The sequence below is a fragment of the Yinghuangia sp. ASG 101 genome, from assembly GCF_021165735.1.
Lineage (GTDB): Bacteria > Actinomycetota > Actinomycetes > Streptomycetales > Streptomycetaceae > Yinghuangia.
In genome coordinates this window covers 5,247,697-5,269,144 of the sequence record NZ_CP088911.1, presented here as the reverse complement: position 1 = coordinate 5,269,144, position 21,448 = coordinate 5,247,697, and the positions used below count along the sequence as shown (strand labels likewise).

The window sequence follows — 21,448 nt, the reverse complement described above, 5'->3', positions numbered from 1 at the left end:
GGATCAGAGCATTGGCCGAGTTGGGTGTCCGCGCTGGTCAGGGCTGGGTCTCGCATTCCGCGGCAGGTCGTCGGCCGGCTGCGGGCCCGGTGACCGCTCGGGCCGGCCGCGTTGTCGGGTGGCCTACGCTCGTGTTGTGGATTCCCGTACCTCGCTGAAACGCTGGCTGACGCGGTTGTCGGCCGACCGGTTGACGGCTCTGTTGGAGGAGCGGGCGCTGCCGGAGGCTGCCGGGTATGCGCGGGTGACGACGTTTGCCGAGTTGGCGGCGTTGCTGATGACGGATCAGTCCGTGCTGCTGGGGATGTCGCGGGTGACGGCCGGTGAGGTCGGGCTGCTGGCGGCGGTGGCGGTGCGGGCGTTGGAGGAGCACGGTCCGGTGACCGGCGCGCGTCAGCCTGTGCCTGCGTGGTCGACGGCGTCGCCTCCCTCGGTGGAGCCGTGGGAACGCATGGTGTCCGAGCGGGAGTTGCTGGACTCGCTGGCGGCCGGCGGGGTGTCCCGTGAGCGCGCGGCGGAGGCTCTGGAGAGGTTGCGCGATCGGGCGCTTGTCCTGCCGTCGCCGGACGGCCGGCTGGCGGTGCCGGCGCTGCTGCACACCAACGCGGCGGAGCTGGCGGGCTACGGCGCTCCCGTGGATGAGCTGTTGACCTCCGCGTTCAACGCGCCGGAGGTCAAACGCGTCGCCGCCGGGCTCGGGTTGGGAGACGTGCGGACCCGCGCCGAGGCTCAACGCGGGATCGTGGCCGTACTCGCCGATGCGCGGCGGGTACGCGACATGGTGGCCGACGCGCCTCGGGACGCTTTGGAGTTGTTGGAGCGCTTGGTGCCGGGGCCGCCGTTGTTGCGTACGCACTGTTTCGTGGCGATCGGCGGCCGGTACTACGGCCCTGGTGCGAAGTACACGTTCCGCGAGGGCGGTTCCGGGGACGCGGGTACCGATTGGCTGGGCGCGCGGGGCATGGTCGTGCCCGTCGACCATGACCTGGTCGAGCTGCCGTACGAGGTGGCGCGGGCTCTGCGTCACGACGAGCGACCGGTGCCGGTGTCGCTGGATCCTGAGCCGTTGACGCGTACGGCGGTGGTTCCGCGCGACGTGGACGCGCGTGGCGCCGGGGCGGCGGGTGCCGCCGCGTGGCGCGCGGAGCTGGTCCTGCGGGAGCTGGCCGCGCGTCCGGTCGCGGTCCGCAAGGCCGGCGGTATCGCGGTGCGCGACACGCGGCGGCTGGCCAAGGCCGCCGGGGCGAGCGAGGAACACACCCGGTTGTGGCTGGACTTGGCGGTGAACGCCGGGCTGGCCGCGCCGCATGCCGACGCCGCGGAGCCTGCACGGGGCAAGCGCCGCGGCGGGCGAACTGCCGCGCGGTCATCGGCGGTGCGGCTGCTGCCCACCGAACGCTTCGACGCCTGGGCGACCGCTTCGCCCGCGGGCAAGCTGCTTCCGCTGGTCGCGGCCTGGGCGGTGGTCCCTGAGGTGTTCACGTGCTGGCCGGACGACTCGGGCGAGACGCCTGTCGCGCTGATCAGCCCCCAGGATGGCTCCGCGGTGCCGCTGCGGCGTGGTGTTCTGCGCGCGCTCGCGGGCCTGCCTGAGGGCCGAGGTCTCGCGCCGGGACCCGAGGCGCGGACCGAACTGCTGGAGCGCGCCGCGTGGTTCCAGCCGCTCCTGGGTTCGTCGCTCCTGGGTGGGGCAGGCGAAGCATCTGCGGGTGAGTCGGAGTTCGGCGATCGACTCGCCGCGACGCTCGCGGAGGCGGAGCTGTTGGGGCTCGTGTCGTGCGGCGCGCTGACCGCGATCGGGCACGCGGTCAGCGCGCTGCTGGAGGCTGGCGCCGCCGACCACTTCCCCGCCGTCCCGGGCGCCGACGCCGATCCGGGGGCATCCGGACTGGACGGGTTCGGTGCCGACCTGATGCGGCGGCCCGCGCTGGCGGACGCCGTCGCGGGGTTGCGCGACGCACTGCGCGCGACGCTGCCCGCGCCCAGCACCACGGCCCGGTTCCAGTCCGACCTGACCGCCACCGTGACCGGCGCGCCCGCTCCCGAGCTGGCCGAACTGCTGTCCGCCGTCGGCGACATCGAGTCCGAGGGGCACGCGGTGGTCTGGCGCATCAGCCCGGCCTCACTGCGCCGCGCGTACGACGCGGGCCACAGCGCGGACGACGTCGCCGAACGCCTCGCCGCCGCGTCCACGAACGGACTCCCGCTGCCGCAGCCGCTGGCGTACACCATCAAGGACACCGCCCGAACCCACGGAAAACTGAAGGTCGTCCGCTCGGCCTGCTGCCTCCGCTGCGACGACCCCGCACTCATCACCGAAGTCGCGGGAACACGGGCACTGACGAAACTGGGCCTGCGGCGCATCGCCCCGACGGTGCTGATCTCCACCGCGCCACCGGAAGACACGCTGGCCGCACTGCGCGGCGCCGGATACGCGCCGACTCTGGAAGCGGAGACCGGCACCACCGTCTTGGAACGCGCACCCGCGCAACGCGCCCCGAACCGCCTCCCCACCATGGACCAGGCACACCCGCAGTACGGCATGACCACCCGCGGCGTACCTTCCAGCGCACGCGAACTCGCCGAGCAACTGGCCGGAGAACGCTGAGGGGGAGCCGAGGCACCGGGTTCATTCGGATTCCGGAACCGTCACCCGAGCGCCGCAGCCGCCGGACCAGCATGCCGCGCGCAACGCACGCCCACGATCTCCGTCCCAGAACTCGAACACCACGCGACGATGCCGACCGGATCCCGGGACGGGACGGCTCTCACCGACGGAACCCGGTGCACGGCGGTGGTGGGAGCATGGTGGGAGCCGCCGTTCGGGAGCGCCACGCGTAAGTACGCCGCACCGCCAGGCCATTTGCCACCCATTTCGGAACAAGACGCGTCCGATGGCCCGAACTTGATGCCAACTGAGCGCATGGAGCCGACTCTTCATCAGCGGGTCCGGGGGTCGAGTCCCTGGCGGCGCACCAAAAGCTCGGGCGACCCATGTCTGCAGAAAGCGTAGACTTGGTCGCCTTTGTCATTTTCCGCGCGACTTCGTCGCGTGTTGTGGGGGCATCGCACGCTCCGGGGGCGGGGGCGCGGTTATGTAGTGGGGGTTGATTTGCGGGCTTTCGGGGGGTTGCCTCGGGGTGGGGGGTGGCTGTGGTGGCGGTGGAGCCAGGCGTCTACGGCGGTTGAGGGGCGGCGGCCGGTGGGGTCAGCGGGTGGGAAGGGGTCGGGCGCGGACGCGTAGCGGCGGGCGTAGTAGTTCAGTGCGCGTCGCGTGATGCCGTACCGGGCGGCCAACTCCGCCGCGGTCAGCGCGTTTTCGCCGGTGTCCGCGGCGTTCTCGGAACGTCCCGCGGCGGCCGGCAGCGCCAGGCGGTCGCCGCGCCGGTGCGGGCTTGTGGCGACCGTGCGCACCCACGCCGCGACGGCGTCCCTGGGGTAGTACGTCGTGCCCTGGGGGCCGCGCTCCGGGAGGGCCGCGGGGAACCCCTCCTCCACGACCCACTTGCGGACCGCGGCGAGACTGCGGTCGGCCAGCCGGGCGATGTCGCGGCGGGTGAGCCGCGGCGGGGCAGCCGCCCAGCGGCGGTCGAACTCGTCGGTGTCTTCGGCGGTCACGGGACCGGATCCTTCGCTCGGGCGATGATGATGCATAGGTGTACTGGGCTTTGACGGTTGGTTGACAGCGGAGATCGGCCCCCGTGGGCGGGTGCAGGGGCCCGCCCACGGGGGGGTGGCGGGGGGCGGTGCCCCCCGCCACCGTCCGTCAGGTGGTCGGTATCGCCGCGACACCGGCCAGGTAGGCGGCGCCGTAGGCCACGGACCCGGGGTCGGGGTCGAACCTCGACTGGTGGATGTCCGCCGCCTCCTCGGCCGGAACGTTCAGCGGGCGGACGCCCATCCGCACGAGGTTGCCCCCGCCGCCGTTCTTGCGGACGGCCTCCAGCATGTTGCCGAAGTCCTCACCGCCGAGAGACTGTTCCGTGGGCCGCACCGCGTCCGCGTCCCACAGTCGCTCGATCACGGACGCGCTGTGACCGGTCTTCGTGTTGAACGTGGGCGGCACTCCGGGCGTGTAGTTGATCTCCCACTCCACCCCGCGCCCACGCGTGATGCGGTCGAGTGCGGTCCTGATGTCGGCCTCGGCGTTGCGCCACCGCTCCACCTCGGGGGTACGGACGGTGCCGCGCATGATCGCCTCCGAGGGGATGACGTTCGCCGCGCCGTTCCCGAACGTCGCCGTGCCGAACTCCAGGGACAGGGTCGCCCGGGGGTCGTAGCTCCGCAGGAGATCATCCGGGAGCTGGAACAGCACCCGCGCGACCTCGCGTCCGAGATTGGCGGTCTGGAAGGGGCGCGCGGTGTGACCGCCCGGCCCGTTCGCCGTGAGTTCGAGCATTCCGCACGCGGACGTGACACCGCCCTCGCGGACGCCGAACCGACCGATGGGCAGGTGCGCGGTGCAGTGCAGCGCGTAGACGTCCGTGACGTCGTCCAGGAACCCGAGGTCCACGACCACGGACGCGCCGCTCGGCTGCTGCCGCTCCTCGGACGGCTGGAACAGCAGCCGTACGGGGCGCCGGAGAAGTCCGGCCTTCATCAGCTCCACCAGCACGCGCGCCGCGCCGATCAACGACGTGGTGTGCACGTCGTGCCCGCACGCGTGTGCCTTGCCCCGGACCCGTGACCGATTCGCCTTCGGCGACAGGTCGTTCATGGGCAACCCGTCGATGTCGGCGCGCAGCGCGATGGGCGGGACTCCGGTCATCCCCTCGGGAATGATGTCCGCGACCACGCCCACTCCGTCGCGGATGACGCGGGGCTCCAGCCCCAGGCTCCGCAGGGAAGCGCAGATGAGTTCGGTCGTGGCGAACTCCTCCCACGCCAGCTCGGGCCGACGGTGGAGGGTGTTGCGGATGTCCCACAGCCAGGGCTGTAAGGCGGTGGCCTGGCGCGTGATGGCCTCGTAGAGGTTGTGCGTGTCGTCTGACACTTGCGTTCTCCCTTCCGGGTTTTCGGGCTTACATAGATAAGTTTGCCCACCCGGGCCAAGCCCCAAACCAGATGGTTGGAAGAATTCCAAGATCCTTCCGACGGGCGGACCGGCGTGTTTGGCCGGTGGCCTGCCCGTGGCGGGGCCGTGTGCCTCCAGGGGGCCGTACGCTCGTCAGCGAAGACCGGGCAGCACCTGGGCTGCCCGATAAAGCCCGGTCTGGCCCCCTGGAGGCATACGGCGAGGGACCCGCCGCGGGGAGGTGGCTAAAGACGCCCGCGGCAACCCCCGCGGGTGCCGCGCAGCGGCACGGCAGCACTGCGCGTCCGATGCGCGCGACCGCGCGCCGCCCCCGGCCCCGACCGCCCCCCACCCCTGAGCCGCGCAGCGGCTCACCGCGCCGCGGGTGCCGTGAGCGGCCCGCGCCCGCGGCCGGCCGCCCCGATCAGGGGACCTGAACCACTATCTTGCTTCGCTTCCAATCCCCTGAGGTGGAAGGGCTGTTCGGTGGGGTCGGACGTCGGGGCGGGTACGTCGGATTCAGTCGGATCGGGGACGGTGGCCCCAATCCGACTGGGGCCGAGCGCGGTGGGGTCAGGTCGCAGTCGGGTCGGGGATGGTGGCCCCGATCCGTAGAGGCCGAGCGCGGTGGGGCAGATCGACCACGGTGCGGCCCAGGGCGCGCAGCACGGCGTCGTGGCGGCGGTGCGCGCCCGCCGACGTGGCGTCGAAGACCAGCCGGACTCGGATCGGGGGACGGTGACCGCCGATCCGCGTCCTCCGTGGTGGCGGCTTGCCGCGTCGAACGCATCGGGGTGGGCCAAGTCCATGCGTCTGACGGGCTCTTCGCGACCGTACGACGCGGTGAGGAGCGCGAGCGGAGCTGGCGCGCCGGGGGCAAGCGCGCCGCGGCCGGGGCGGTGCGGGCCCGCGGGCGAAGGGGGCGGCGGCGAGGACGCGTAGGCGGCGGCGGTCGTCGTCACGGCCGGGCGCGCGCCGAGTTGCCTCGCCGCGCGCGGGGACCCGCGGGTAGCGGAGGGGTGCGGACCGCCGGCGTCGCGGTCAGGGGCTCATGCGGAGTTGCTTGGTCAGGCGGAGGCCTTGCGCGGGGGCAGGGGTCGCGGTGGGGGTGAGGGGGGAGGTGCCGGTGTCGATGACCCGGACGGCGCGGGCCGCGGCGCGGCGTGCCTGGCGCAGGTTCGCGGGGGTGCCGGGGTCGGGGCTCGCGGGAGCGGCCTCGCGGGCCTCGGTGTCCGGGTGCCGGTGGGCCAGGATCTCGTCCGCGGCGCGGGCCCGGTCGCGTGCCTCGGATGTCGCGGCGGCCCACCGGCCGCGGGCCGCGTGGACCTGCTCCAGGTGTCGCAGGCGGCGTTCCAGCTCGTGACGGCGGCGCTCGGATTCGGCGAGTCGGTCGCGGAGGACGGCGCGTCGCGCGCGGTCCTTCGTCCGGGTGAGCCTGAGCGACAGTTCGACTCCGTCGTCGCGCAGCCCCTCGTTCTCGGCGTGGGCCCGGCGCAGCCGGTCGGCCACGAAGGGCGGGGCCCACGTGAGTTCCCGAGCCCACCGGTCGCGGTACTCGCGGAGTCGGGTGTCGGACGCGCCCTCCAGGGCGCGGCCCGGGTCGTCGATGCCGAGCGCGTCGGCCGCCCGCACCCAGGCCGCGCGTTTGTCGACCGCGCCGGGCGACGGCCGCGGTCCGATCGCGTCGGACGGGTGCTCGTAGCCGGCGCGTTCGCGGTAGGCGGCAGCCGCGCCGGCCGCGTCGCCCCACGCCGCCCGGGCGACCGGGTCGTCGGGGACGGGCCCGAGGGCGGTCACCAGCCACTCGGGCGGATCGGCCGCCGCGCGCAGGCCGAGGGCGGTCACCCGAGCGTCCATGAACGCCGCGATCTGCCGGGCGTATTCGCCGACCGGGCCGTCGATGTGCGGGGTACGCGCGCAATACCCGGCGCGGCGCCGATCGTCGGCGCGGCGGGCCGCGGCACGCCGGGCGCGCAGTTCGGGTTCCGTGCCGAGCCCGGCGGCGTGTTCGGCGGCGACGGCCGCTTCCTCGCCCGCGGCGCGCCATGTTTCGGCGCGGTCCATGAGTCCGGTGAGTCGCCAGTGCAGGACGGCGGAGAGGCTGCGCGCGTCGTCGAGCGGTCCCGAGGCGACCGCGGTCCGGAGCAAGGCCGCGACGTCGTGGCCGCGTTCCTCGCCTTGTCGGGCCAGGCACAGCAGGGCGCCGTACGCGTCCTCGGCGGCCATCTCCCGCCACGTCGCATCGCCCAGCGCGTCGGTGAGTGCGCGGCCGTGCCGTGCGGCGTAGTGGGACTCCACCAAGTCGGTCCATATCGGGCCGAGTTCGGCGAGGGAATCGGCGCGGTCCATTTCGTCCCGCATGACCCGCAGCGCGGTGGCCTCCTCTTCGCTGCGGCGCAGCACCGCGGTGAGGACGGCCCAGTGATCGCGTCGTTCGGCGGCGGGCACGCCGGGTTCGTCGGTGGCGACGTACGCGTGGTTGGCGTGGCGCCCGCGGCTGAGCGCGACGTACAGCTGTTCGCGGCTCATCCGCGGGTCCACGAGGGCGTGGGCGGTGTCCACCGTGGCGGCCTGGATGGCGTGGATCGTTCCGGCGTACGCGAGTTCGACGTGCCCGGCGACGTATTCGCGCGGCAGGGTCATCGTCGCCCCGTCGGGGTACGCGACCTCCAGGGACCCGTCGGGACCGCGGCGGCGCACGGTGACGATGTCGCGGTTGGCGGCCCAGTGCCTCTTGTCGGCGGTGGTCAGGCCGCGGTCCCCGGCCCGGAGTTGGACCCGGTCGCCGATGCCCGCGAGGTTGCCGTCGCGCAGTGCCACCCCTTGGGCCTCCACCCGGCCGCGCCGCACCAGCTCCGCGCGCACCCGCCCGGACAGCTCCGACGCCTCGCGGTTCGTGGTGGCGATCAGGGCGCTGCTGCGTCCCGCGTGGTCGTCGGTGAGCCAGGCCCGGCACGCGGCCTGCTTCATGGCCTCGCCGGTGCCGCCGTGCAGGCGGTTGCGGGTGTCGTAGTCGTCGAGCACGGCGGCGTCGCCCAGGCGCAGGCGCAGGCCGGCGACGCGTTCCCAGGCCGCGTGGAAGCGGTGGACCTCCGCGAGTGTGTGGGTGTGCGGGAACGTCGCGGCCAGGTGTCCGAACATGCCGCCGGCGCCGATCGCGGTGGTCTGCGCGAAGTCGCCGGTGAGCAGGACCTTCGCCCCGGCGGCCCGGGCGAGCCGGAGGATTTCCACGAGGTCGTCGGTGGCGCAGGTGGCCGCCTCGTCGACGATCACCAGCTGGCCGGGGCGCAGCACGTAGCGGTCCGCGTCGGGGACCTGTCCGCCCGCGGCGATCCGCGCGTTGGCGGTGCGGAACATGCGGATGTTGTCGGTGGTCGGGACGCCTTCCTCGGCCAGCACGTTGGCCTGGCGCTGGCCGACCGCGAGGCCGAGGACCGCGCCTCCGGCCGCCTGCCACGCCCGCGATATCCGGGCCACGGTGTGGCTTTTCCCGGTGCCCGCGGGGCCGACCAGGACGTCGACGCGGCGGCCGGAGGTGGCGATGTCGCGGACCGCGGCGGCCTGCGTGGCCGCGAGGCGGGACGCGGCGATGATGCCGTCGACGATGTCGTCGGGCACGGTCGGCGCGTCCGCCGGGCCCCGCGCGGCTTCCATGACGTCGGTTTCCGCGGCCAGGTGGCCGTCGGTGGTGTACGGGGCCCGGTAGGTGCGCGAATACGCGGACAGGCCGTCGTCGACGGTGAGTTCCGCCGGCACCGGGACGAGTTCCGGTTTGGCGAGCAGGACGACGTCGGGGCGTTCCGGGTGCGCTTCCCGCTGCCACTGGGTCATCGCCTCGTCGGTGAGTCCGCCGAGGAGCGTCCGCACGCCGTCCGCGTCGAGGCCGCCGAGGCAGTCGGGCAGCAGCCGGTCGATGTGCACCATGACGTCGGCGCGGGTGAAGACGGCTTTCTCGGCCTGGGCGCGGCGCAGCGCCTCCGCGACGACCTCCATGCGGTCGTACGGCTCGGGTTCCGCCCCGGCCGCGGCAGCCGCCCGGAACACGCCGTCGGGTTGCGCCACCAGGGTGTCGCGGAGCTTCGCGGTGGCCTCGTGCCAGCGGTCGACCAGGTCGGCGCGGGCCGTGCCGGCCCGCTTCTTGGGCGTGCGGGTGCGCAGGCTCGCGTCCCGGGCCATGCACACCTTGCGGTACGCGGACGGCGGCTGCCCGTACAGGCGTTCATAGGCGGCGATCCGGGACGCGACGTCGGCCACGATGGCCTTGCGGCGGCCGGAGAACATGTCGCACAGCAGCCTGCTGATCCCGAGGATCTCGCGCGCCTTGCCGTCCGGGCGCAGGGCCGACCGGGCGCCGATGTCGCGGTACAGCGCCTCCCCCGCGACGCGCTCGTAGACGACTCCGGCCTCGCGGCGCAGCGCGAAGAGCGCCTTGCCGTCGAGGGTGCGCCATTTCCCGGCGACTTGGCCGGTGGCGGGGTCGCGTTCGGTGGTCCACACCCGGTTGAGCACCGCGCAGTGGACGTGCATCTGCGGTTCCTCGCTGCGCGACGTGTGCTGGCGGAACATCGCCACGGTCCACTCGCGGGCGGTGACCCGGCGGACCCCGTTGCGGCCGGCGCGGCTGTAGCCCGCTTCGTCCTGGAGGAACGCCAGTGCCGCGCGCACGCCCTCCATTTGTGCCGCCCACACTTGGTCGGCGGCCTCCTCCCAGCGCCGCGCCCAGACGTCGTCGCCGTCTTCGGCGGCGCGCAGGGCCCGGGCCTGGAATCCGGCGTGCAGGACCGACCAGCTCTTGGGCGCGGAGAACGTCAGGTCGAAGTATTTGACGTTGCGGCGCTGCGTCGAGCGGACGCGTTGCTCGGTGGCGCGGCGCTCCTCGGGCGTGGCGTCGGGCGGCAGTTCGTCCAGGGCCCGGGCCAGCCGTTCGCCGAGCGGGCGGGAGACGGCGGGGCGGCTGCCCATCGGCAAGCCGGTCGCCGGATGCACCATGTCGCCGTACGGCTTGGCCATGACGCGGGCGTCGACCTCGCCGGTGAGCCCGAGTGCCCGGGCTCCCGCGCCCCACCAGACGCCGGGGGGCTCCCCGACCATGCCGACGGTCCGCATCAGGTAGTGCTCGGCGCCGCGGCCGACCTGGTTGACCAGGTATGTGTGATCGCTGCCCGGGGTGATGCTAAGCACCGCGGGCTGCACGCAGGTCAGCCGCGGCCTGCGTCAACGCGCGTGCCTGTCGCGGCTTGCCCGCGCGGCGTTCCGCGGCGGCGCCGGCCCCGAGGAGACCGGCGAGGTGCTCCACCAGCGCGGCGCGGGCGGCCCGGTCGGCCGCCGTGGCGGGCGTTTCGGCCACGGCGCGGGCGACGGCCGCAAGCCCGATCGGGTCGGGCCCGGCGGGCGCCGTTACCGGTAACGCCATCGGCGCCGATCGGGCGGCGCGGTCCGCGGCGCGGGCGAAGGCGGCGGCCTGGTGCTCGCCGGCGGCCAACACGGCGAGTGTGCCCGCGAGTTGGCGGGCCGTCTCGGGCCACAGCGCGGGGTCGGCGGCCAGGCGTGCGACCGCGGCGGCGGCCGTGCGGGCGGCGGTCGTCCAGGCGTCCGGCGGGGCGGGTAGGGCGGCGTGCGGCGCGGGTTCGTCCCAGGCGTGCGCCGCGGCGTGGTGGTCGGCGTCCGGCCAGTGGCGGCGCAGCCGCGGCAGCGTGAGGTCGGCGGCGAGCCGTCCGCCGCCGAACCACACGGGGTCGGTGCCGTCGGGGGACGGCAGGGCGACCGCGTAGCCCTCGGCGGCGGCGCCGGGGTCCGGGCGCCGGGCCCGGACGAGGACGCCGGAGGCGCGCAGCCGGTGGACGAAGTCGGCCTCGTCGGCGCCCGCGACCGCGGCGGCCCGCACGCGGCGGGCGAGGGCGGGACGTTCCGGTTCGGTGCGGCCCCGGCGGGCCGCTTGCTCCGCTTCGGCGCGGGTGTACCCGGGCATGCCGCCGCCGTGCCTGCGGCCCTCGACCCGGGCGAGCCCGAACCGGTCCTCCAAGGCGGCGCACACGCGTGCCGCGGCGACGCGGTCCTGCCAGACGCTCGCGACCGTGCCGTCCTCGCGGACCAGGCTCACCACGACGTGGATGTGGTCGTTGCCGCGCGCCGACACGCCGTGGCGGACGGCCGCCCAGCGGCACGGCGCGGTGCCGTCGGCGCCGCCGAATCCGAGGCTGTCGACGAGCCGCCGGGCCGCGAACCCCCATTCGGCGTCCGCGAGCACGCGGTCGCCGGGGGCGTTCGACAACGCGGTGTGCCAGACCGACCCGCCGCTCACCCGGGTGTCGAACAGCTTCGCGGGGGCTTCCAGTCGGGCGGCCAGCGCGGGGGGCGGGAGGTCGGGCTCGACGGCTTCGGAGCAGGCCACCACCCGCGGGTCCGTGTGCTCGTTCGCCCGGCCGGGTCCGAACAGGTAGGCGACGAGCTGGCCCATGTCGTCGTGGCGTCGGCTGCGCGGGCTGACCCGTGCGATCACGGGACGTCTGGCGCGGTGAGTCCGAGGGGGGAGGCCAGCCCCGCGAGCACCTCCTCGACGCGTCGGCACGCGTCGGCGATCGCGCGGTCCTCGTCGCCGCCCGGTGTCGGCGCGGCGGAGCGCGGTGTCCGGGCGAGTTCGGCGAGGAGTCGCCGCAGCGCCAGCAACTCGGCGTACAGGGCGTGCCGTTCGGTGGCGGTCACGACATCGGCGGCGGACCCCGCCTCGACCAGGAGCCGCGGCACACTCACTCCCAGGCTCGCGGCACGCTCGCGGACCAGGTCGTGCTCGGCGTCGTTCATCTTGACCTTCGCCACATGGCGGCGGCCACCCGTGTGGCGGCGCAGCCTCCCGGTCCCGCCGGTCGCGGATGCCTCGCGTGTCATCCCGCAGAGACTAGGCGCGGGCCGGGTGGGGCGACTATCCGCAGGACGCGGGCCCCGTGGCGCGTTCGCGGTCCGGGCCGGGGTGGGGAGAACGGGGTCCGGCCGCGGTGTCGGGTCAGTTCGGGGCGGGGGGGGCGGATGGGTTCGCGGGGGGTGAACAAGGTGCCGCGGATGAGCTTTTTGAGGGCGCCGACGGTGGCGTGGTAGTCGTCCGGCGGTGCCGTGGCGGCGTGTTCGTACAGGCCGTACATGACGGCGTAGATGGCGTTCGCGGCGCTGTCGACGTCCGTTCCCGCGGTGAGGACGCCCTCGCGGCGGGCCTGGTCGACGATGCCGGTGATCACCGCGCGCAGGGCGTTGAAGATGGTGTCGCTGTCCTCCGCGAGGTGGAGGTGTTCCGGGCTCTCGACGCGGAGCGCCCGGTCGAAGGCGACCGCGTGCGGGTAGTCGCGCATCAGCCGGTCGCCCTCGTCCAGGACGGCCATGAACGTGTCGAGGACGTCGTCCGTCCGGTCCGCCGCGGCGGCCAGCCGGGGCAGCGCCAGCTCGGCGATCTCCAGGAACGTCGCCTTGACCAGCTCGGCCTTGTTCGGGAAGTAGTGGTAGAGGCTGCCGCTGGTCATGCGCGCGCCGCGCGCGATCTCCCGGATCGTCGCCCGCGAGTAGCCGACCTCGGCCACGCACCGCATGGTCGCCGCGATGATGCGCTCGCGGGTCTCCTCCCCCTTCGCACCGACCGGTCGGCCCAAGGGCGACGAAGCAGTCGGCACGGCGTCCCCTTCGGTGCGGGCGTGGGAGTCGCGGCCATTTTCGCACGGTGGCGCGGCCACGGGATCACGGCCTCGCGCCGGTGGCCGCCCGCCCGTTCGCGGGGCTCCGGGCCGGGGTCGGGCCGCGTTCGCCGGTGTGCGGCGGTGCCGGGGAACGCGGCCCGGGTGCGGCGGGTCAGGCCTTGGGCGGGAAGTCGCCGACCTCGAACAGGTGGGCGGACGGGATGCGCGAACCCGCCGGGAGCCAGAACCAGGCGATCTTTCCCGCGCCGACCACCATCCGGTAGTGCCGCGGGTCGGCGTAGACCTGCCGCAGCAGCGCGGCGTCCTTGCCGGCCTCCGTGAGGAGCAGGTACCGCGCGCCGGACTTCGCGAGTTTCCCGCGCAGGTCGGCGGCGTTGCGCGGGGTGTCGAGCAGGTCGATCCGGCGCTCGTGCCCGTCGCCGATGACCAGGTGGAGGAACTGCGCGCCGGAGTTCTCGGTGAGCGCGATGGTCTCGCCCTTGGGCACGTTGCGGCCGATCGGCGCGTACGCCTGGCGCGGCTGGACCTTGTTGTCGCGGGCCGGGTCGCGCATCAGGTCGATGGCCTCGCGGACGCTCGCGTGGTGCCACTTCGTTCCGGAGCCGGTCCAGACGTGGGTCGGGGCGGTGGCCCACCACATGCTGACCGCGGAGACCACCACGAAGGCCAGGGCGACGCCGCCGGCCACGAGGCGGCGGGCCACCAGGACCCCGGAGCCTCCCGCCCAGCCGGCGACCGTGCTGCGGACCTGCGGGAGCCTGCCCTCCAGCGCGGTGAGCAGGACGGCGAGGCACACCACGCCCAGCGCGGGCAGCGTGAGGACGTAGCGCGCCCACCACGGCGCGGGAGACGCGGCGGCGCTCACCACGACCGGCAGCGCGAAGCCGTACAGGATCTCGAACCTGCGCTTCCAGAGCAGCAGCCCGAGGCCGAGCACGACCGCGGGGAGCAGCACCGCGAGCCATTGGAGGCCGAAGCCGCCGGGGATCACGTCGTAGGTGTACGCGTGGCGCGAGCGGTCGTGCCACCACGAGTCCAGCGTCGTCTCGGCGGCGCCCTGGTCGAGCCAGCGGGCCGGGGTGTTGGGCACGATGATGAGGTCGTGCACGGTTCCCTCGCCCTGGAAACCGAACATCGTGAACGGGTAGAAGGGGTTGTCGTACCGCAGCCAGGTCCGGACATACCAGTACGAACCGAGCAGCAGCGTCGGGACGCCCACGAGCAGCGCGCCGGGCACGGCCAGGCGCACGGTGGTGGCGAGGCGGGCGCCGAGAACGCGGCCCTCCTCTTCCTCCGGCGTGTCGCCGCCGCGTCGGATGAGCGGGGCGACGCACCACACCTGGATCAGCCCGGCGAGGACGACGAAGCCGCCGACGAGAAGGTTCGAGGACTTGACGCCGATGGCCAGTCCGAGGGCGACGCCGGTCAGGGCCAGGTAGCGGAACAGCGCGGCGCGCGCCGAGCCTCCGCTCGCGTCGGCGGCCACGGCGGCGTCACGCGAGGCGATGACGAGTTGCAGCGCGGCCATCGAGGCGGCAGCCGCGGCGACGTCGACATAACTGGTGGAGGCCTGGAGAAACACCGCCGGTACCGCGAAGAAGCCGAAAGCGGCGAGCACCGCGTATTTGCGGGACGCACCGGCACTCCGGGCGAGACCGGCGATCGCGGACAGGCCGAGGAGGATGAACGGGATGTTCGAGGTCCAGGCGTAGCGCGTGGTCCCCAGGAAAACCCCGGCCCACGCGGTCAGCAGTTCCTGGCCCTGCGGATAGACGTCCGCCCACAGGACATCGGACGTATGCCCGACGTGCCCGTTCTGCAGCCAGATATCGGGGCCGGTGACGTGGTACCAAAGGCCGTCCCAGTCCAGCGGCCCGAAAGCGGTGCCGATCGCGGCGCGCCAGGCGTATTGGCCGAGCACCAGAACGCCCAGAAGCACGAGAATCGGGTGCCGCCAGAACGTTTTGGCGCCGCCGAGCCGGGTGGCGACCGCTTTCTGCGCGGAGCGCCGGACGTCGTCGCGGAAACGCCGGGCCACGACGATCTCCGCCGCCACGACCACGATCGTCGCGATGGCCAACCCCCACGCGTTCAGCTGCCACAGGGCGCCGCCGACGAGCAGGGTGAGCCCCGTCAGCTGGGCGGTGCCGGCGAGCAGCCACGCGGTGACGGTGTCGACCGGGCGGCGCAGGCCCAGGGCGCACGCCACATGCCACGTGCCGACGGCGGTCAGCACGAGCGTGAGACACAAACCGATCATCGAATTCAGAGGTCAATCCTTGAGGCCCGCGGGGGGTGCGGGTGTGTGGTGCCGGCAGCGCGGTGGGCCGAGGGCTTGGGCGGGAGGGGGCGGGAGGCCGGGGACGCGTCCGCAGCGCGGGCAGCGCGGGTGGGTCGGGCAGCGCGGGTGGGTCGGTGGGCCGGACGGGCTGGTTCCCGGCGGGTCACCGATCGGTCCCGGCCGGGTCCCGCGGCCGGGGCACCGAACGCTCGTACGCCGGACCGTCCTCGCCGCCGACCCGGACGCGGGCCTCGGGGGCGTGTGCCGTGTCGCGCTCGGGTGCCTCCGGGGCGGGGGCCTCCTCGACGGGCACCGCCTGTCCGGGCACCGCGGCGGCGGGCTCGGTCGCGCCGGGCGGGGTGTGCCGGAAGACCCACGTCCGGTAGCCCCAGAAACGGAACGCGGTGGCGACCGCCATACCCAGCAGGTTCCCGGAGATGTTGTCGGCGAGCAGCGACGTGAATCCGAGGACGTAATGCGAGAAACCCAGGAAGGCCATCTGGATGCCCATCCCGATGACCGTGACGCCGACGAAGATCAGCCCCTGCATCGGGATTTTCGCGGAGCCCGCGTTCGACGCGCGCTCCCGGTACGTCCATTGCCGGTTCCCGATGAAACTGACCACAATGGAGACGGTCAGCGACAATGCCTTGGCCGAAATCGGTCCCAAGGACGTGGTCGACCGGAGAACGTTGAAGACGATGACGTCGGACGCATAACCCATGCCGCCGACGACGGCGAACTTGCTGAGTTCCGGGTAGTGCCGGTGGGACTTGATTCTCTTGAGCAACGATGCAGACAAGAAAGCACCTTTTGGGGACGGTCGTTTCCGGGTCTCGGATTCCTCGGCAGGACGGCCGGAGGTCCTGCGGCACCCGGGAATGTCGATTCCAGCGCCGTGCCGACGGTTGCGTCGTCGGCGTCCGTGCGGATCGGCGAACGGATCGGCACGGATCACCCGGCGGTTTCGCACGAGAGGCGATATCGCGAAAGGGCCGCGGCCGGTTCACGCTCGCGTACCGGGGAGGTCGAAACCACGGTCGGGCGCCCGCCGGTCGCGTCGACGGGCCGTGCGGCGGCGTTGTGTGAGTTTTCCTTACGTACCCCCCACGTACGTACCCCCTTCACGCCCCCCACGCAGGTCTTGCCCGGCCCGGCGAGAACCGAGGCCGGGCAGGCCGCACCGGCGTCAGTGTAGGACAAGGGCGCGTGCCGCGAGGCGGCGGTACGCTTGCCCGGCATATTGCCTTCCGAAGGACCGAATGGCAATCCCCTTCTCACCGCCGCCGCCCCTTCGGTGACGATCCGATTTCGGATTCGACTTCCACACCCCGCAGGCGAACCCCTGGTATAAGCTCTGCCGACGCTCGGGCCGTGGACCGTCCGGGCATCGGGAAAAGCGGGGGATACGCGCGGACAATTCGGGCGATTTCCTCGGCGTGCATTCAAAAGGGGCTCATCCACGTGCGTGGCGGCATCGAATCGCTGAGGTCCCGGATCGCGGCCATACCGGCACCGGCCAGGCCGCAATCGCGGACCATGCCCTTCGGCGTACCGCTCCTCGTCGCGGGCGCCGTCGTGTTCGCCCTCGGGGTGTGGGCCTGCGTACGGGCGTCGGAGGCCTGGGGATACGCCTGGAACGGCGGTGACCTGTACATCTACTTCCTGGGCGCGCACTCCATCGGGGACCACGCGGACCAGCTCTACAGCGCCGGCTTCGGCCCTCTGGAACTACCGTTCATTTACCCGCCGTTCGCCGCGCTGACTTTCTCGTGGATCGCCCCGGACGACTTCATCGACCTCAAAGAGGCCGTGTCGGTCGTGACGATCGCGTGCGCGTTCATCTCGTGCTGGGTCGCGTGGGGCATGCTCGGCTACCGCGCGACCGTCGGCCGCCTAGGCGCCGCTCTCGCCACCGCGGGCGCGTGCCTGTGGCTGATCCCGGTGAACCGGACGCTGCAGTTCGGCCAGATCAACATGCTGCTGATGACGATCATTCTGGCCGATCTGGCGACGTCCGACCGGCGCCGCTGGAAGGGCGTCGGCGTCGGCCTGGCCACCGCGATCAAGCTGACGCCGGCCATCTTCGTCGTCTACCTCGTGCTCACCCGGCGGTTCCGGGCCGCCGCCGTGTCCTGTGCCACCTTCCTCGCGACCGTGGTCTTCGCCTGGTTCTTCCTGCCCGGCGCGTCCAAGACGTACTGGACCCACGTCAGCGAGATCGGCGCGCGGGTCAACGACGAGATCCCGCTGTACGCCCTGGACAACCAGAGCCTCAAGGGCTTCTCCCTGCGCCTGTTCGACGGCGGCTTCCCGGGCGGCCCGCTCGCGTTCCTGCTGGCCGCGGCCGTGGTGATCGCGGGCCTCGCGTCCGCGGTGATCGCGTCGCAGCGCGGGCACGAGCTGGCGGCGGCGTCGCTGGTCGGGCTCGTCGGGCTGCTCATGTCGCCGCTGTCGTGGTCGCACCACTACGTGTGGGCGGTACCGGCGTTCGTCCTGCTGCTGCACCTGGCGTTCACCCGCCGCACGGTCGGCGCGTGGGCGAGCCTGGCCGGTTTCGCGGTGGTGTTCGCGTCGATTCCGATGGCCCGGGCCGATTACGGGCCGCTGCCGGACCAGACGGTGCCGCTCGGCCTCCTGTGGCTCGCGCCGGACACCGATCCCCTGGGCTTCGGCCCGGCCGAGTTCTTCTTCGGCAACAGCCTGGTGCTCGCCGGGACGCTGGCCGTCGTGGTGGCCGCGGTCTGGAGCTGGCGCAGCGTCAGGCCCCTGGTGCCGGCCGGGCGTTCGCTTCGTGACCTGGCACGGCGCACGCCGGCGCCGCGGTCCGAGGCCACGCCCGAGCCGCAGTCCGCGGGCCGGCCCTGACACCGGTCCGCTCCGGCTGACGCCTCGGCGGAACCCGCCGCCGAGGCCGCGCCCACCGCGGTCCGACCGCGGTCCGACCGCGACGCCGTGCCCCGCGTCCTTGCCGGCGATCCCTGATGACCTGTTGATACCCCTACCCCCTAGGGGTAATATGACGACCGAACAGAGGTTCCCGGCCACCCCAAGGAGAACGGCGATGAACACGGTCACTCGCGTCGGTGCGTACGGCGCCTGCGTCGCCCTCGCGTTCGGGGCGGCCTTCGGCGTCGGGAACGCGTTCGAGCCCCTGCGGGACGGCGAGTCGTCGTCCGGCCACGGACACGGCGAGGCCGCCGACTCCCCCGGTCCGGCCCCGAGTGCGGACGCCGCCGCCGTGGGCGGATTGCAGGTCTCCGAGCGCGGTTACACGCTCGTGCCGCAGTCCGCGCCGCCGGTCGCGGGCACTACGGGCGACTTCCGCTTCCGGATCCTCGGCCCGGACGGCACTCCGTGGACCCGCTACGAACAGGCGCACGAGAAAGACCTGCATCTGATCGTCGCCCGGCGGGACCTGTCCGGCTTCCAACACGTGCATCCGGTGCTCGGCGCCGACGGGACGTGGTCGGTGCCGCTGGCCTTCCCGACGGCCGGCGACTACCGGGTCTTCGCCGATTTCGTACCCGCCGGGGACCCCGGAGGCGGCCTCACGCTCGGCGCGGACGTCGCGGTGCCGGGCGGCGACTACCGCACGACACCGCTGCCCGCGCCCGCGCGGACGGCCGCAGTGGACGGCTACACGGTCACGCTCGACGGCGACCTGACCACGTCCGAAAGCACCTTGACACTGTCGGTCGCCAGAGACGGCATACCGGTCACCGACCTGCAGCCCTACCTGGGGGCGTACGGGCACCTCGTCGTGCTGCGCCAAGGCGATCTGGCCTACCTGCACGTCCATCCGCAGGGCGAGCCGGGGGACGGCACGACGCCCGCGGGGCCGGGCATCGGCTTCCACGCGCAGGCCCCCAGCGCCGGCACCTACCGCCTGTACCTCGACTTCCGGCACGAAGGCGTGGTGCGCACCGCGGAGTTCACGGTGACGGTCGGCGCGGGCGCGTTGCCGGCCGCCCCCACGTCACCGGCGTCGATCCCCGCGACGCCGCTGCCCGGCGGTTCGCCCGCGAGCGAGGGCGAACCGGGCCACGGCGGCCACGCGCACTGAAAAACCGACATATCTTCCAAAAAGGTCTTGTCGCCCCTACGGCGGCGGCGTAGCGTGAGAAGTGGCTTGCGGGGCGAGCGAGGGAGCTTGATCCGAAGCCTCGGAGAGAGCAGGCAGCATGGCTCTCGACGAGACGGAAGGTCCGGCTGAGAGGCCGCGACATCGGAGCCGACGAAGCCGATGGAGCAGCGACCCCTGGCACCTGATCCGGACAATGCCGGCGGCAGGGAGCCCACCTCGCAAGTCGTGGACGCGAAGGCGCGCCCCCTCGGGGGCGCGCCTTTTCACCGTTCCCACCCGAGGATCACCCCCGATACGGCGGCGTGAGCCCCCAGTCCCGGCGCGGCATGGGGGCGTCGGTCAGCGGCGGCGGGTTCGGCCCGGCGTAGAGGACGGCCCTGCGCGTGCCCCATTCCACGTAGCAGGAGAAGACGCCGCGGAAGGCCGGGAAGTGCTCGCCGGAGCGGAAGCCCCGCATATGGGGACCGCGAACGAGGATTTCCCGGAACGCCCGGGATGCGGGCCGTTCCGCGTACGGCGAACGGCCGTTGCCCGCCGGAGGTCGGCGGGATCGGCGTTTCCCGGCGTGAAGCGGGACACTTTCCCCGGTTAATTTTCGGGCAACCAAATGGGATGTACGATGCGCCGTGGCCTTGCCCCTCGGTTCGGCCACGGAAGGCAACGCGCAGAGGCGTCCGCGCAGTTCACAGGGGTGGCAGCGGTACGCGTCCGCGGCCACCGCGTGTGATCGCAGACCGGCCGATCGTGACCAAAAGAGCACCAGGCGTTGTCCGTTCACACCCGAAAAACGCCAATTCCGGTCGCACGTGGAGACCCTGACCGGTCGCAATTGCTCGCATTAGGATGGGGCCGCTTTGCCTGCCCGCCCCAAGGCCGTTCCGAGGATCCGATGACAGATAACGTTCCGTCCCCGGTGTTCTGGTGTGTGGTCGCGGTGGCACTCGTGCTTGCCGCCTTCCTGATCCGCATCGCGTTCACCGCGTCGACGCGCCGGCGCCGAATCGCCGAGTTGGAGGCGGCGGTCGAGACCCGGGACGCCAGTCTGCGGCACTTGGTCGAGGCCCGGCTCCCGTTGCTGGAGCAGTCGCGACCGCCCGCCCCGAAGAGCCTCGACGCGCGCCTCGAAGGCACGTCGTACGCGCTGAGCCTGCACCTGATCGAGGAGGCCTTCGCCGGTGCCGTGAGCAGGGCTCGGGTCCGTGCCGACCAGTCGGCGAAAGCCGCCCTGAAGGGGGCGATGCGCGCACTCCAGGGCCTCGCGCACGAGCAGCAGGTGTCGATCTCCGACATGCAAGACCGGCACGACCACCCCGACATCCTCGGCGGCCTGCTGGAAATCGACCACGCCAACGCGCAGTTCGGCCGACGCGCGCAGGCGATCGCGGTGCTGTGCGGGTCGTGGCCGGGCCGCCAGCGCACCGCGTCGTCGCTGACCGACGTCGCGCGCGGGGCGAAGTCGCGTATCCGCGACTACCGGCGCGTCCAGGTGCACGCCCAGGTCGAGACCGCCGTGGTGAGCCGCGCGGTCGAGCCGGTGGTGCTCGCGATCGCCGAGCTGCTCGACAACGCCGCGCGGCACTCGCAGCCGAACACCACGGTCGAGGTCAACATCCAGCCCGCGCACAACGGTGCCTGCGTCGTCATCGACGACGCGGGGGTGGGCATGAACGACCAGGAGATACAGCAGGCTTCGCGCTGGCTGGGCGGGGACGCGTCGGTCGACATAAACCGTCTCGGCGACCCCCCGCAGTTCGGCTTCCCGGTCGTCGGCGTGCTCGCCGAGCGGTACGGCTTCCGCGTCTCCATCGACACGCGCTCCCCGTACGGCGGTGTGCGGGCCGTCCTGTTCCTCCCCAACGCGCTGCTCACACACCTGGAGCCGGAGGACGGCTTCGGCGTCGTCCGCGAGGTCCGCCCGGCCGCGGTGTCCGCTCCGGCACCCGCGCGCCCGGCGCACGCCCGGCCCGCGCACGCCCGCCCGGAGACCGCCGCGCCGAGCCCCGCGCCCGTGCTGTCGGGGCCGGCTCCCGCCGCGGGGGACATCGTGGGCTCCACCGTCTCGGGGCTCCCCAAGCGGCGGCGCCGCGCCGCCGGATCGGGTTCCGCCGACGGCACGTCGGCCCCGGCGGACCTCGGCGCGGCCGACGCCGCGACCGACGAGCCGACCGACACCGGCGCGCGCTCGGTCCACGAAACCGCGTCGCGCATGGGTGCGTTCGCCCGGGGCACACGTTCGGGACGGGCCGCCGTCCAGCAGGCGAACGGCCACGACGCCGATCCGCCGGCGGCACCGGCGGCCCCGGGCGGGCGGCCCGAGGACTCTCTCTGAAAACGCCCCGCGAACACGTGCCGGGACACGAGACTGAGCACGAACACCCGCGTCGGGA

Annotated in this window: 13 protein-coding genes; 4 read left to right on the top strand and 9 right to left on the bottom strand. The window is 73.3% G+C overall.

Translation table 11 applies throughout. The features are described 5' to 3' along the window. Window positions 1–136 precede the first annotated feature (136 nt). Window positions 137–2,608: a helicase-associated domain-containing protein gene (locus LO772_RS22635; protein WP_231773860.1), complete on the top strand. Its 2,472-nt coding sequence runs from the start codon at window positions 137–139 to the stop codon at window positions 2,606–2,608. Between the two features lie 485 nt (window positions 2,609–3,093). On the opposite strand, the gene LO772_RS22630 is transcribed toward LO772_RS22635, so the two are convergent. The 8 genes from LO772_RS22630 to LO772_RS22595 form a co-directional block, all read right to left on the bottom strand. Continuing rightward, complete coding sequence (locus tag LO772_RS22630; protein ID WP_231779836.1) at window positions 3,094–3,618, bottom strand: hypothetical protein; 525 nt, start codon at window positions 3,616–3,618, stop codon at window positions 3,094–3,096. A 148-nt stretch (window positions 3,619–3,766) separates the two neighbouring features. Then, entirely contained in the window at window positions 3,767–4,993 is a 1,227-nt protein-coding gene (locus tag LO772_RS22625) for an amidohydrolase (protein WP_231773859.1), read from the bottom strand. Window positions 4,994–6,055: 1,062 nt separating this feature from the next. Continuing rightward, entirely contained in the window at window positions 6,056–10,195 is a 4,140-nt protein-coding gene (mobF, locus tag LO772_RS35920; protein WP_269453075.1) for a MobF family relaxase, read from the bottom strand. Further along, the gene (locus tag LO772_RS22615; protein ID WP_231773858.1) at window positions 10,188–11,513 is read right to left on the bottom strand and encodes a relaxase/mobilization nuclease domain-containing protein; all 1,326 of its coding nucleotides are present in this window, start codon (window positions 11,511–11,513) and stop codon (window positions 10,188–10,190) included. Before LO772_RS22615 ends, mobF begins: the two co-directional genes overlap by 8 nt. Then, a complete protein-coding gene (locus tag LO772_RS22610) occupies window positions 11,510–11,899 on the bottom strand; it encodes a plasmid mobilization protein (RefSeq protein ID WP_231773857.1) in 390 nt (129 codons plus the stop codon). Before LO772_RS22610 ends, LO772_RS22615 begins: the two co-directional genes overlap by 4 nt. Beyond that, complete coding sequence (locus tag LO772_RS22605; protein ID WP_231773856.1) at window positions 11,896–12,669, bottom strand: TetR/AcrR family transcriptional regulator; 774 nt, start codon at window positions 12,667–12,669, stop codon at window positions 11,896–11,898. The genes LO772_RS22610 and LO772_RS22605 overlap by 4 nt, the downstream gene beginning before the upstream one ends. Before the next feature lie 175 nt (window positions 12,670–12,844). Next, complete coding sequence (locus LO772_RS22600; RefSeq protein ID WP_231773855.1) at window positions 12,845–14,953, bottom strand: hypothetical protein; 2,109 nt, start codon at window positions 14,951–14,953, stop codon at window positions 12,845–12,847. A 184-nt stretch (window positions 14,954–15,137) separates the two neighbouring features. Then, on the bottom strand, window positions 15,138–15,776 hold the full coding sequence (locus LO772_RS22595; protein WP_231773854.1) for a GtrA family protein: 639 nt from the start codon (window positions 15,774–15,776) through the stop codon (window positions 15,138–15,140). Between the two features lie 737 nt (window positions 15,777–16,513). Here LO772_RS22595 and LO772_RS22590 point away from each other — a divergent pair. Both LO772_RS22590 and LO772_RS22585 read left to right on the top strand, forming a co-directional pair. After that, window positions 16,514–17,842, top strand: a complete 1,329-nt coding sequence (locus LO772_RS22590) for a glycosyltransferase 87 family protein (protein ID WP_231773853.1) — start codon at window positions 16,514–16,516, stop codon at window positions 17,840–17,842. 196 nt (window positions 17,843–18,038) lie between these two features. Continuing rightward, window positions 18,039–19,040 carry a DUF748 domain-containing protein gene (locus tag LO772_RS22585; protein WP_231773852.1) on the top strand — a complete coding sequence of 334 codons (1,002 nt, stop codon included), beginning with the start codon at window positions 18,039–18,041 and terminating at the stop codon, window positions 19,038–19,040. A gap of 304 nt (window positions 19,041–19,344) precedes the next feature. On the opposite strand, the gene LO772_RS22580 is transcribed toward LO772_RS22585, so the two are convergent. Next, window positions 19,345–19,518, bottom strand: coding sequence for a hypothetical protein (locus tag LO772_RS22580; RefSeq protein WP_231773851.1), 174 nt, complete (start codon window positions 19,516–19,518; stop codon window positions 19,345–19,347). A 432-nt stretch (window positions 19,519–19,950) separates the two neighbouring features. Between LO772_RS22580 and LO772_RS22575 the strand changes: the two genes are divergently transcribed. After that, the gene (locus tag LO772_RS22575; protein WP_231773850.1) at window positions 19,951–21,390 is read left to right on the top strand and encodes an ATP-binding protein; all 1,440 of its coding nucleotides are present in this window, start codon (window positions 19,951–19,953) and stop codon (window positions 21,388–21,390) included. Window positions 21,391–21,448 lie beyond the last annotated feature (58 nt).

Coding starts and splice junctions, on each gene's coding strand:
- LO772_RS22610 (WP_231773857.1), bottom strand. CDS start 11,899: ATGACACGCGAGGCATCCGCGACCGGCGGGACCGGGAGGCTGCGCCGC.
- LO772_RS22600 (WP_231773855.1), bottom strand. CDS start 14,953: ATGATCGGTTTGTGTCTCACGCTCGTGCTGACCGCCGTCGGCACGTGG.
- LO772_RS22590 (WP_231773853.1), top strand. CDS start 16,514: ATGCCCTTCGGCGTACCGCTCCTCGTCGCGGGCGCCGTCGTGTTCGCC.
- LO772_RS22585 (WP_231773852.1), top strand. CDS start 18,039: ATGAACACGGTCACTCGCGTCGGTGCGTACGGCGCCTGCGTCGCCCTC.
- LO772_RS22580 (WP_231773851.1), bottom strand. CDS start 19,518: ATGCGGGGCTTCCGCTCCGGCGAGCACTTCCCGGCCTTCCGCGGCGTC.
- LO772_RS22575 (WP_231773850.1), top strand. CDS start 19,951: ATGACAGATAACGTTCCGTCCCCGGTGTTCTGGTGTGTGGTCGCGGTG.